The organism is Pantoea eucrina, from assembly GCF_001691555.1.
GTDB classification, from domain to species: Bacteria; Pseudomonadota; Gammaproteobacteria; order Enterobacterales; family Enterobacteriaceae; genus Pantoea; species Pantoea borealis.
This window is the reverse complement of record NZ_MAYN01000001.1, coordinates 44,304-55,967: the sequence shown is the minus strand read 5'-3', so window position 1 is coordinate 55,967 and position 11,664 is coordinate 44,304. Positions and strand designations below refer to the sequence as shown.

At 56.8% G+C, this 11,664-nt stretch carries 9 protein-coding genes; 3 read left to right on the top strand and 6 right to left on the bottom strand.

The genetic code is table 11. The features are described from left to right. Positions 1–127: 127 nt before the first annotated feature. Genes BBA90_RS00240 through fdhF form a run of 4 tightly spaced genes read right to left on the bottom strand, consistent with a single transcriptional unit; the run spans position 128 to position 5,900 of the window. A complete protein-coding gene (locus BBA90_RS00240; RefSeq protein ID WP_075050685.1) occupies positions 128–1,075 on the bottom strand; it encodes a cytochrome d ubiquinol oxidase subunit II in 948 nt (315 codons plus the stop codon). Positions 1,076–1,082: 7 nt separating this feature from the next. Next, entirely contained in the window at positions 1,083–2,450 is a 1,368-nt protein-coding gene (locus BBA90_RS00235; protein ID WP_065647333.1) for a cytochrome ubiquinol oxidase subunit I, read from the bottom strand. After that, positions 2,443–2,928: a DUF1641 domain-containing protein gene (locus BBA90_RS18975; RefSeq protein WP_065647332.1), complete on the bottom strand. Its 486-nt coding sequence runs from the start codon at positions 2,926–2,928 to the stop codon at positions 2,443–2,445. The genes BBA90_RS00235 and BBA90_RS18975 overlap by 8 nt, the downstream gene beginning before the upstream one ends. Next, positions 2,928–5,900: a formate dehydrogenase subunit alpha gene (gene fdhF / locus BBA90_RS00225; protein ID WP_065647641.1), complete on the bottom strand. Its 2,973-nt coding sequence runs from the start codon at positions 5,898–5,900 to the stop codon at positions 2,928–2,930. Before fdhF ends, BBA90_RS18975 begins: the two co-directional genes overlap by 1 nt. 301 nt (positions 5,901–6,201) lie before the next feature. Between fdhF and BBA90_RS00220 the strand changes: the two genes are divergently transcribed. After that, positions 6,202–7,095, top strand: a complete 894-nt coding sequence (locus BBA90_RS00220; RefSeq protein ID WP_065647331.1) for an SDR family oxidoreductase — start codon at positions 6,202–6,204, stop codon at positions 7,093–7,095. Between the two features lie 76 nt (positions 7,096–7,171). Then, positions 7,172–8,986 (top strand): glycoside hydrolase family 15 protein, encoded by a 1,815-nt coding sequence (locus BBA90_RS00215; RefSeq protein ID WP_065647330.1) that lies wholly within the window; start codon positions 7,172–7,174, stop codon positions 8,984–8,986. 53 nt (positions 8,987–9,039) lie between these two features. Here the strand turns inward: BBA90_RS00215 and BBA90_RS00210 are convergent, their stop codons facing one another. Both BBA90_RS00210 and BBA90_RS00205 read right to left on the bottom strand, forming a co-directional pair. Further along, the gene (locus BBA90_RS00210; RefSeq protein ID WP_065647329.1) at positions 9,040–9,672 is read right to left on the bottom strand and encodes a hypothetical protein; all 633 of its coding nucleotides are present in this window, start codon (positions 9,670–9,672) and stop codon (positions 9,040–9,042) included. A gap of 113 nt (positions 9,673–9,785) precedes the next feature. Continuing rightward, positions 9,786–10,493 carry an OBAP family protein gene (locus BBA90_RS00205; protein WP_065647328.1) on the bottom strand — a complete coding sequence of 236 codons (708 nt, stop codon included), beginning with the start codon at positions 10,491–10,493 and terminating at the stop codon, positions 9,786–9,788. 238 nt (positions 10,494–10,731) lie between these two features. Between BBA90_RS00205 and BBA90_RS00200 the strand changes: the two genes are divergently transcribed. Continuing rightward, positions 10,732–11,622, top strand: coding sequence for an oxidoreductase (locus BBA90_RS00200; RefSeq protein WP_065647327.1), 891 nt, complete (start codon positions 10,732–10,734; stop codon positions 11,620–11,622). The last annotated feature ends 42 nt before the right edge of the window (positions 11,623–11,664 follow it).

The window sequence follows — 11,664 nt, the reverse complement described above, 5'->3', positions numbered from 1 at the left end:
ATTAGCAGACTCTTCTGTCATGCACAATTGCTTTTACTGAGGTTTAGCCGGCTGTGCCAGTGCATTGCACACCGGCACGCTGCTGGAAATCAGGCTTATACCTGTGCCAGCAGATCAGCCATATACATCAGTGGTGTGGCCGGCGTTTGAATACCCAAAAGGACCAGCTGTGGTAGAGCAGCGTCAGCGGCAGGAAAATCAGCATACCGGTCAGCACCACGCCCTGCGTTACCGGCGATGACGCTTCTTCCTGTATCTGCAGCTGAAACGGCAGTAGCCAGGGATAGAGCCCGAACGCCAGAGCAGTGACCACTGCGCCGACAAGCAGCAACGTTATCATCAGTAGTGCTACCATCGCTTCGCGCCAGAGTAATATGGCCTGAAGCACAATCAGCAGCGGGATAGCCATCAGGATCAGCCGGCCTGGTTCGCGCTGCCAGCTCAGCTGCCACAGCGTCGGCTCCAGCAATATGACTCCTGTCAGACAGATTACCGCGCAGGTCCATGCCAGCACGGCAAATGACCGGGCGCGTTCTCCTGCCGTCTCACCCAGACGCCAGCAAATCCAGCAGCAGCCCAGCAGCAAATCCACCGCCACCACGCCAGCACCACACAGCAGCGGTGCCAGTGAAAGATCGATGACAATTCCGGCGGGGGGACGCGAAACCAGGATTAGCCCGCTTATCCAGCCGGGCAGAAAGGCCGCCGCCAGCGAACTGATTATCATCAGACGATCGAGCCAGACGCGCCAGGCAGCGCTGACCTGCGCGCGATACGCCAGTGCCAGCGCACGCAGAAACAGTGCCAGTAGCAGCAGAAATACCGGCACCATCAGCGTCTGCAGCAGCAGGCTATAGAGCGCAGGAAATAGGGCCAGCATGCCACCTGCCATCAGGACCAGCCAGGTTTCATTGGCATCCCAGAGCGGCAACAAACTGTGCGCCATCCACTGCCGCTGCTGTGGCGTATCAAACGCGTAAAACAGCATGCCCACGCCAAGATCGGTGCCATCCAGCGCCAGATACATCAGCAGCGAAAAGATCAGCACGGCTGCAGAAAGGTCGGCAAGCATCATTATCTCCTCAGGCCGGCGTTTCAACGCGCTCGGCCAGCACCTCTGGGTCATCAGACAGCGGGGCGTTAATCTGGCGCACCAAATAGATCAGACCAAGCGCAAAACCCAGCGTATAGACCAGCACGATCGCGATAAAAATCGCCAGCGTACTGCTGAGCGACAGCGGTGAAAGACTATCAGCAGTGCGTATCACACCATAGACCGTCCAGGGTTGACGTCCCATTTCAGTGACCACCCATCCGGCCAGCAGCGCCATAAACCCGGCAGGCGACATCAGCGTCAGCAGACGCAACAGGCGCGGTGAATGGTATAAGCGGCCGCGCCAGCGCTGCAGGTTTGCCGTCAGACTGACCACCAGCATCAGCAGTCCACACCCCACCATCAGGCGAAACGCAAAAAATACCGGTAGCACTGGCGGCTGCGCTTCTGCCGGAAAATCACTCAGGCTTTTAATGTGCCCGGTGAGATTGTGGCGCAGATAGAGCGAGCCGATTGCCGGGATCGCCAGTTCAGCGTGGTTGCGCTGAGCATGCTGATCCGGGATGGCAAACAGCCGCAGCGGCTCTCCCTCACCTGGCGGCGGCGCGTGCCAGCTTCCCTCCATCGCCGCCAGCTTTGCCGGCTGCCAGGTGCGCGTATTCTCACCGTGTAAGTCCCCCACCACAATCTGTGCCGGTAGCGCCAGCAGCGTTATTGTCAGCGCGCTGCGCAGCATCAGACGACTCGCTGCTTCATCAGGCCGGCGACGTAAGCGCCACGCGGCTACGCCGCCGAGCAGAAAGCTGACGCTTATTATGGAGGCAAGCAGCATATGGGCAAAACGCCAGCCAAAAGAGGGAGCAGCGAGCAGGGTCCACGCGCTGTCGGGGAGCAGACGACCATCATCGGCCAGATGAAAGTCAGCGGGCGTCTGCATCCAGGAGTTAGCCGCGAGGATCCAGAACGCGCTCAGCACTGCGCCGAGTGCGACAAAGCAGGTCACGGTAAAATGAACGCCGGGCTTAACCCGATCAAAGCCAAACAGCATGACGCCGGTCAGGGCCGATTCAAGAAAAAACGCAATCAGCACTTCATAAAGCATCAGCGGGCCGAGCACGCCGCCCGCACGCGACGCCAGTCCGGACCAGTGCGTACCAAACTGGAACTCCATCACCACGCCAGAGACCGTACCGATAGCGACGGTCAGGGCAAATATTTTTATCCAGAACTGCAGCGCCTGCCGCGCCTCAGGACGTTTTCCCCACAGCCAGCGCGCTTCAAACCAGACCAGGAAGGGCGCCAGGCCCAGCGTCAGCGCCGCCAGCGTAATGTGCATGCCCATGGTCAGCGCAAACTGACCGCGGGCAATCAGCAGCACCCACTCCTGGCTACTCACGGGTCGGCTTACCGCTGTAGCGGGTAATCGGGGTCTCCTCTTCTTTCTGCATCTCGCGCGAAAAGGCCTCCAGTGCCGACAGCAGCGGGCGCACCCCCTGCCACAGCTTTTCATCATTCAGCAGTTTCATCACCCCTCTGATGCCGGGCGCCGCTTTCTCCTGCTGAACAGACTCCGTCGCCGGTTTCATCGCCACCAGGGCGTCACGCACCGCCAGCAGCACATGATTAAACCGCTCGGGCGGGATAGTACTCAGCATCATAAACAGCAGCGACATGTTCTGGATCGCGTTCTGAGTACCAGGGCGATTCAGTCCCCCGGCGAGGATCTTGCCAATATCATTGTTCGCTTTAACCACATCATTAGCGAGACGCAGAAAACCGTGCTGATGAAGATTTTCCAGCAGCGTGTTGAGCGACTCCTGCGCGGTGGGTTCTGTGCGCGCAGGTTCAGGCTGGTAGTCCAGCGGTTCGGCCATTAGCTTTTCTCCGGGTGCGAAACATGTTCAGGGGGTAAACGGTATTCCGGCTGCTGCCATTTCACCTCAATCGGCAGGTGATCAAGCGGCGTGCGCTGTCCGTGACGGAAGTTGTGCAGCGGCAATGGGTGCGGCTGGGGCTGACGCGCCAGCTTACGCAGGCTGACCGCAATCTCTTTATAGGCCGGCGTATTGACATCCGGGTCATGATGGTTGCCGGTCAGACCGTTGACGCCAGGTTTGCCGTAGTGAATCGGAATAAACAGCACATTGCCTGCTGCCCGATCGGTAACGACCACCGGCACCTCCAGCACGCCGCGCCGTGAACGGATTTCAACCCAGTCCCCCTCCTGTAGCTGCCTTTCTTTCGCCAGCTGTGGCGAAATCTCCACAAACCAGTTGGGCGACAGCGACATGATGCGTCCACCCTGTCCTGTCTGATTTGTCGACTGAAAATGCTCCAGCATGCGGCCATTGTTTAGCAGCAGATCGTACTCTGTGTCTGGCTGCTCTGCCGGTGGCTGCCATTCAAGTGCATAGAGACGCGCTTTACCATCCGGAAACGCAAACGCGTCGGTGTAGAGCAGCGGTGTACTGCTGCCATCTGCTTTAACCGGCCAGAGCTGCGACTGCCAGCCCACCAGCTGTTCATAGCTGACACCGGCAAACAGATCCGCAATGCCTGCTGCCTCAGCCATAATGGCGCCCGGATTTGGATAGTCCCAGCGATGACCAAGACGTGCCGCAAGGTCAGTCAGGATCTGCCAGTCGGGCCGGCTCTCACCCAGCGGAGCAAACGCCGGTGAGAAGTGCTGGATACGGCGCTCGGTATTAACGAAAGTGCCCTCTTTCTCCAGACTCGGGCAGCCGGGCAAGACCACATCGGCATAGCGCGCGGTTTTGCTCATGAAAATATCCTGCACTACCATAAAATCGAGCTGGCTGAATGCTTCATCCACTTTCGTGGAATTCGCATCTGAAAATGCGGTATCTTCGCCGATAATGTACATGGCGCGCAGCCGCTTATCGTGAGCGTGCTCAATCATCAGGAAGTTATCCAGCCCTTCCTCATCAGAGAGCGCGTCTGGCGCAACCTGCCACGCCTGCGCCCACTTCTCCCGCACCGCATCGTCCGTTACGCTTTCGTAGCCGGGGTAAACATTGCTCAGACAGCCAAAGTCGCTGGCGCCCTGCACATTATTATGTCCGCGCATCGGATAGCCGCCGGTGCCAGGCCGGCCGTAGTTACCGGTGACCAGCAGCAGATTAGAGAGCGCCGTGCTGGCATCCGCACCGTGGCTGTGCTGCGTGATACCCATTGCCCAGAGAATACAGGCGCTGTTAGCCTGACCGATCATCTCTGCTGCCTCTGTCAGCGCATCCACGCTCAGACCGGTTATTTCACTCGCCATGTCGAGCGTAAACGGCGCGAGCGAGGCGCGGTAAGCGTCAACATCATTTACCCGTTCAGCCAGAAATGCATCGTCCGCATAGTGATGATCGAACATGTATTTCGCCATCGCTGACGCCCATACCATATCGGTACCGGGCCGGATACGCAGATAACAGTCGGCGCGTTCCGCCATCTCATGTTTACGCGGATCCACTACCAGCAGCTTCTGTCCGCGATGTTTATGGCTCTGCTTGATATGTGAGGCGAATACCGGATGATTTTCTGCCAGATTACTGCCCACGGTAATGATGAGATCGGTCTGCTGGAGATCGCGCAGCGTACCGGCATCGCCGCCATAACCCACGGTACGGAATAGCCCCTGAGTAGCCGGGTTCTGACAGTAACGTGAAGAGTTATCGACATTGTTGGTGCCAAAAATCAGGCGCGCAATCTTTTGGGTCAGATAGGCTTCTTCATTGCTGGCTTTACTGGAGCCAATGAAACCAATCGCTGCGCCGCCATGCTGATGCGCAACGGCGCGCAGCCCTTCAGCTACCCGGTTCAGTGCCTCTTCCCAGGTGGCAGGCCGGAATGCTCCATTTTCGCGAATAAGTGGTGTGGTCAGGCGGTTCGGACTGTTAACAAAGTCCCAGCCAAACTTGCCTTTCACGCAGGTAGAGATGCCATTTACCGGCGCCTCAGCGACCGGCTGGACTTTCAGGATATGGCGATCGCGCGTCCAGACTTCAAAGCTGCAGCCAACGCCGCAGTAAGTGCAGACCGTTTTGGTTTTTTTGATTTCAGTTTTGCGTAAAGCGTCATCGATCAGGGAAATGCCGGTTATCGGCTCCATGCCGATGCTTTTCTCCATTTTTTTGATGGCATCAATAAATGGTCGCTTCAGATCCTCATCCATGCGGGTAAACGGACCGGCATCGGGCTGCATGGTTTTCTCCAGCAGCGCATTGCAGGGACAAACGGTGACGCAGTGACCGCAGCTGACGCAGCTTGAGCCGGCAATCTCCGTCCCGCCATCCCACAATACGCGCGGGTGCTCTGCACTGTAGTCGATGGAAAGGGTCTCATTTACCTCTACGTTCTGACACGCTTCCACGCAGCGGCCACAGAGAATGCACTGATCGGGATCGTAGGTATAAAACGGATTGCTGTGATCTTTGTTATAAGGTTTGCGTTCATAGGGATAGAACTGAATGGGCATGTGCATATCGGCTACCGCATTATGCAGCGTACAGTCGCCGGTATTGTGCTCACAAACGGTACAGTAGAGTTCATGACGATTCAGGATCCGATCCATGCCTTCCTGCTGTGCGGCAGCCAGTTCTGCACCTTCACTCACCACCTGTAAGCCTTCATATGTACGTAAGGTACAGCCACGTACCTGTTCTCCATCAGCTCTGACCCAGCAGACGTCACAGCTTTGCAGCGGCGGCAGCGCCGGGTGATAGCAGACATGCGGCAGTTTTTTTCCCTGCTGTTGCAGAAAATCGATCAGCGGTTGATCCGCTGCGCCACTCAGCCGTTCCCCGTTATAAATAATGGTACAGTGTGCTTCGCTCATTTTCGCCTCGTTGACGACAGTGCTCATTATGTTAATCCCGGCAAAAGCCCGGATATTTATTAAAGTTATTCAATGAGCTTAGAGCTAAATTTCTGCTCTGCAATGTTACCGACTCGCTTATTTTATAAAAGTAGACTAAGAGGCGATAAATAATCATTACGTTAGTGAAATTGTAAGGAAAAATAACTTTCTCCGCTGCGTGGTTATTGCACAAATAAAATTCATTCGCGGTTTTTTACGTGACAAATATCACATCTCTGCCAGGCTTATTTCTACACGTTCACTGTACAAGGAGCCCGTTATGAATTCGTTCACTAACAAAACGCTAATCACCAATGAATATCCGCAGCCACCGTTCAACACGCCGTCGCAGGATTTTCCAGGCTTAGCCAGCAAGATGGATCCGCTTCCCGATCACGGTGAAAAAAGCTATCGCGGCTCAGGCCGTCTGACCGGACGTAAGGCGCTGATCACTGGCGGCGATTCAGGCATCGGCCGCGCCGTGGCTATCGCTTACGCTCGTGAAGGCGCAGACGTTGCCATTAACTATCTGCCGGCTGAAGAGTCAGATGCGCAGGAAGTGGTAAAGCTGATTGAAGCTGAAGGACGTAAAGCTATCGCTATTCCGGGCGATATCCGTTCAGAATCATTTTGTCAGCAGCTGGTAAAAGAAGCCGCTGAAAAACTGGATGGTCTGGATATTCTGGTTAATAACGCCGGACGCCAGCAATTTAATGAGTCAATCCGTACGCTCTCTACGGAAGATTTTGATGCAACCTTTAAGACCAACGTTTATGCGATGTTCTGGATCACTAAAGCCGCGCTGGAATATCTGCCACAGGGTGCGTCTATTATAAATACGTCTTCTGTTCAGGCGTATGAACCAAGCGCAATTCTGCTTGATTATGCGCAGACCAAGGCCTCCATTGCTGCCTTTACTAAAGCGCTGGCCAAACAGCTGGCGGAACAGAAAATCCGCGTTAACGCTGTCGCGCCCGGTCCTTACTGGACTCCGCTTCAGGCGTGTGGCGGTCAGCCTGAAGAGAAACTGCAGCAGTTTGGTTCCGGCGCACCGATGGGCCGTCCAGGCCAGCCGGTGGAAATCGCCCCGCTGTATGTGACATTTGCTGAAAATCTTAATGGCTTTACCTCAGGCCAGGTATGGTGCTCAGACGGCGGTACCGGCACGCTGTAATTGCACATTCTGCCCGATACCAGCGTGGCTGCCCCTGTGGCAGCCACGCTGTCGTTTCAGCTGACAGGGAAGCATGATGAATAACCAGATTTTGCAGTCGCCGATGCGCGAAAAAGGGTTTGCGCGCCTCGGCGATTACGCGGCCATTGGTGAAGGCCGTTCCGTTGCGCTTATCGCACCGGATGGCGCTATCGACTGGTGGTGTGCACCTAATCTTGACTCCGCTCCGCTATTTGACCGCCTGCTCGATCCGGAGATTGGTGGCTTTTTCCAGATTGTGCCCACAGCTCCTTTCCGCACCGAGCGCGCTTATCGTGCTGACAGCAACGTGCTGGAAACGACGTTTATTACCGCAGAGGGCTCAGTCCTGCTGACTGAATCATTAAACAGTACGCTGGCCGGTCGTCTGCCGTGGAGTGAGCTGGCGCGGCGCGTCGAAGGCGTTGAGGGCCACGTTGAGCTGACGCTGACGTTACGCTTTGGTACGCTGGCTGAAACCTGCTCGCCGTGGCGTGACTGCACTGACCAGGGCGACGTTTATCATATTGCTGATCTGATGGCGATGCTGCGCACCAGCGACGCGTGGCAAGTGACGGAACGGGGCGATGAACGTATCACCGCCACGCTCAAAACCTCGCCCGGCAGCCATGCGCTGGTTGCCCTGCTGGTCACCGAGCGCGAGCCGCTGGCGGTGCCGGATTTAAGCGCTATCGATACCCGTATAGAAACCAGCCACACTGCATGGTGCGACTGGACGCGCAGCCTGAGTTATCAGGGACGCTATGAGCAGCACGTACGGCGTTCGGCGCTGTCGCTGAAATTCCTCTGGTACTCTCCCACCGGTGCCCTGGCGGCAGCAGCCACAACGTCCCTGCCGGAAGGTATCGGCGGCGAAAAAAATTATGACTATCGCTACGCATGGGTGCGCGACGCCTGCCTGATCATCAAATCCTTTGTTTTTCTGGGTGCGCTGGAAGATTGTAAGGCGGCGTTCTCATGGCTATCAAAAACGATTATTCGTCACGGTACCGCGCTGCGCGCCTGCTATACCCTCGAAGGGGATGAAGTCCCGGCTGAATCTTATCCGCCGCTGCGCGGTTACCACCATTCACAGCCGGTGCGCATCGGCAATAACGCGCGCGATCAGCTCCAGCTCAGTATGTATGGCGACATGCTTGCCACCGCCGATCTGTTTATACAGGCTGGTCACGTGCTCGATCTCTCGACCTCGCGCATGCTGGGTGAGCTGGCAAACCACTGCGCTGATTCATGGCGTCAGAAAGATTGCGGGATCTGGGAGCTGCCCGATGAGCATCACTATACCCATTCCAAGATGGCCTGCTGGCTGGCGCTGGATCGTGCCGTAGCGCTGGCGAAAGCGAAACATATTGAGCCGACCTGGCTCGAGCGCTGGCAGCGCGAGCGCGATCGCATCAGTGAGTGGGTGGAGGCGCACTGCTGGAGCGAAGCCAGACAGGCTTATCTGTTCTATCCCGACAGCGAAGATAAACTGGATGCGGCGCTGGCGCTGATGCACCGTTATGGCAACCAGGTTAACCCGGACCGCATGCGCGCCACCTATCGCGCGATCCGTCAGGATCTCGGACATAACAGCGCAATGGTGTATCGCTACTCCGGCGTGGAACAGGAAGAGAGCACCTTCATTGCCTGCTCTTTCTGGCTGGTAGAGGCGCTGGCCGCGGTGGGTGACGTCCCGCAGGCAGAGCAGGCGATGGAAGAGATCCTCGGCAAACTCTGCCAGCGTGGTAACGTCGAAACCTTTAATGAGATGTTTGATGTCCGCACGGATGAGTGGCGCGGCAACATGCCGCAGGGGCTCAGTCATCTGGCGCTGATCTGCGCGGCACAGTCGCTGACGGATCATGGCTGAAACACGGCCGGCGCTGCAGGCATGGGGGGAAACGGAGCCGCCCCTCATGCTGCTTAGTGACTCAGGCTATACTGTACCGTGAGTTCACCCTTTTTCTCTTTCACTTTGCCAATCACAATGTCACCAATATCTCCGGTATGCAGCACATGCGTGCCGCCGCAGGCATAAGGAGTCAGTTCGCCCCAGCTCACCATTCGTTTACCCTCCTCTTCGCCCAGCAGGCGGGGATAGTTACCCGCCACCAGCGCCGCTGCGTGCTGCGTCAGCGCCTCCGCTGTGACCGGTTCAGCCTGCTCCAGCGCGGTAAACACAATGCGCCCTTCGCCCGGCCGGTGGTTTGCTTTATAGCCGCGCCAGCCAAACACCTCTCCGGCATAAGCAATCACATGCCCCGCTGAGTGATAACGTGAGTGCAGCGCCCGCAGTTCGCCATCCACCACCAGCTCCGCCTCGCCCGGCTCAACTGCCCGATCGGTATAGTGTGCAATATCATCGCCCTCCTGCAGTGCCTGCAGCATGGCTGCACCGGCAAGGGTGCCGCGATCGGAGGGCTGGCCGCCGCCCTGCGGGTGAAACAGCGTTTCAGTGAGGAGGATACGAAACCGGCCATCATCCTGAGGTTCACAGCACAATACCCGGGTGGTAAGCGTCAGCTGGTCGCTGGTGAAATAACGTTTGAGCGTCATAATGCGTCTGGTTCCTTACAGCAGAGAAAAGCGATCTCTCTTTTTAACCTGGTTTGGGTGCAACAGGCGAAAAAAATCCGCAGCGCGAACGCTGCGGATGTGCTTAACGGCGATCAGTGCGCCTGATGTACACGCTGGCAGTTATCTGCGCCTGCGGCCACCGGATGCGCGTCAAGATCGGCGCGCGCCGCGCGAATTTTCTGTGTGTCCACGCCAAAGCGCCGATCGCGATCGTGCAGCAGCGCCGGGTTCATCTGTCCGTCGGCGGTGAATCCCATCATCAGCGCCGGTTCACCCAGCGGCAGCGTTTTGTCGCGGTCAGTATGCCAGGTATGCCAGGTTTTCCCGTAGGTATTTACAATTTTACCCATCAGCGCATGTTCAGCGGCATCCGGAATGCCCGGCGCAATCAGAGAGCCTGATTTCACTTCATAACGGTGGCTGTGCCAGTATTTCTTCTCACCCGCCGGAAGCTGCTTAAACAGCCGCTCGCTGATGATATATTCAACGCCCATCAGCTTGGCGTCTTTTTTGTTGCCGTCAAAAATCACCGCCTGCATCACATCATCGTTCAGAATAGTGACATAGTGATGCGCTTCCATCTGCCCCTGTTTATCGCCACAGTAGTAGTGGAATCCATCCAGATAGGTATTAATCGCATCAATCGGTGGACGGGATTGCAGTGCCGCCGCACCGCTCTCCAGCAGGGCTGTTTTACCCGCTACGGGCGCACCGGGCGCGTTGACCGGTGACGCACTATTATTTGCGCCGCATCCTGACAGCAATAATACGGTGAATCCACTCAAAATAAGATTACGCATAGATCATCCTTTTATTCTTTGAGTGATAACCATAGTTAATATGAATCAGGATGCCAGCGCAGCGGCGGGAACATTTACGTCACTGAATTGCCCGATAAAAACAGAAGCCGTAACAGAGCTGTAATAAGAGATCCGTTTTACCGCGTTTTATGCGGTTAACTGCACGGGCGTGAACAATACTTATCACTCCTCTGCTTCTGCCATCAGCAGAATATCAGCGTAAACCGGAGTTTCATTTATGTCAGATTATCCCTCTGTTGCACTGCTCGGCCCTGGCGCTATCGGCACCACCATCGCTGCTGCCCTGTATGAAGCCGGGCGTCTGCCGCTGCTCTGTGGCCGTACGCCGCACGCACACCTGACGCTGCGGCATGACGAAGGCGAAATCCGGGTGCCCGGCCCGGTACTGATCGATCCTGCCGCCATCAGCCGACCCGTTGCGCTGCTGTTTGTTGCGGTAAAAACCACCCAGGTAACGCAGAGCGCGGGCTGGCTGCAGAGGTTATGTGATGAGAATACCGTGGTGTGCGCGCTGCAAAATGGGATTGAGCAGCAGGCACAGCTGCAGCCACTGGTAAACGGTGCTCAGGTTATGCCTTCGGTGGTCTGGTTTCCGGCGCAGCGCGAAGCGGACGCTTCTGTATGGCTGCGTGCCCGGCCACGCCTGACGCTGCCCGATACGCCAGCTGCAGCCAGCATCGCGGCTGCTCTGTCGGGTACGCGCTGCAGTACCGACCTCAGCGCTGATTTTCACTCAGTGGCGTGGCGCAAGCTGTTACAGAATGCGGTAGCGGGTCTGATGGTGCTGACAAGTCGCCGGGCAGGCATGTTTAGCCGCCCTGACATTGCTGAACTGGCGCTGGCTTATCTCAATGAAGCATTGGCCGTGGCGCGCGCCTGCGGAGCAACGCTAAGTGACAGTGTCACGAATGATATTCTGGCGGGTTTGCAGAGTGCGCCTGCCGATCTCAGCACCTCTATTCTTGCCGATCGGCAAGCCGGACGCCCGCTGGAATGGGAGTGCCGCAACGGCGTAATACAGCGGTATGGACGCAGCAAAGGTGTGCCTACGCCATTGAGTGACATTATTGTGCCACTGCTGGCGGCAGCAAGCGAAGGGCCAGGATAATTATCCTGACATTAGCTGACAGCAGTTGACGCAGCTGTCAAT

Coding starts and splice junctions, on each gene's coding strand:
- BBA90_RS00240 (WP_075050685.1), bottom strand. CDS start 1,075: ATGATGCTTGCCGACCTTTCTGCAGCCGTGCTGATCTTTTCGCTGCTG.
- BBA90_RS18975 (WP_065647332.1), bottom strand. CDS start 2,928: ATGGCCGAACCGCTGGACTACCAGCCTGAACCTGCGCGCACAGAACCC.
- fdhF (WP_065647641.1), bottom strand. CDS start 5,900: ATGAGCGAAGCACACTGTACCATTATTTATAACGGGGAACGGCTGAGT.
- BBA90_RS00220 (WP_065647331.1), top strand. CDS start 6,202: ATGAATTCGTTCACTAACAAAACGCTAATCACCAATGAATATCCGCAG.
- BBA90_RS00215 (WP_065647330.1), top strand. CDS start 7,172: ATGAATAACCAGATTTTGCAGTCGCCGATGCGCGAAAAAGGGTTTGCG.
- BBA90_RS00210 (WP_065647329.1), bottom strand. CDS start 9,672: ATGACGCTCAAACGTTATTTCACCAGCGACCAGCTGACGCTTACCACC.
- BBA90_RS00205 (WP_065647328.1), bottom strand. CDS start 10,493: ATGCGTAATCTTATTTTGAGTGGATTCACCGTATTATTGCTGTCAGGA.
- BBA90_RS00200 (WP_065647327.1), top strand. CDS start 10,732: ATGTCAGATTATCCCTCTGTTGCACTGCTCGGCCCTGGCGCTATCGGC.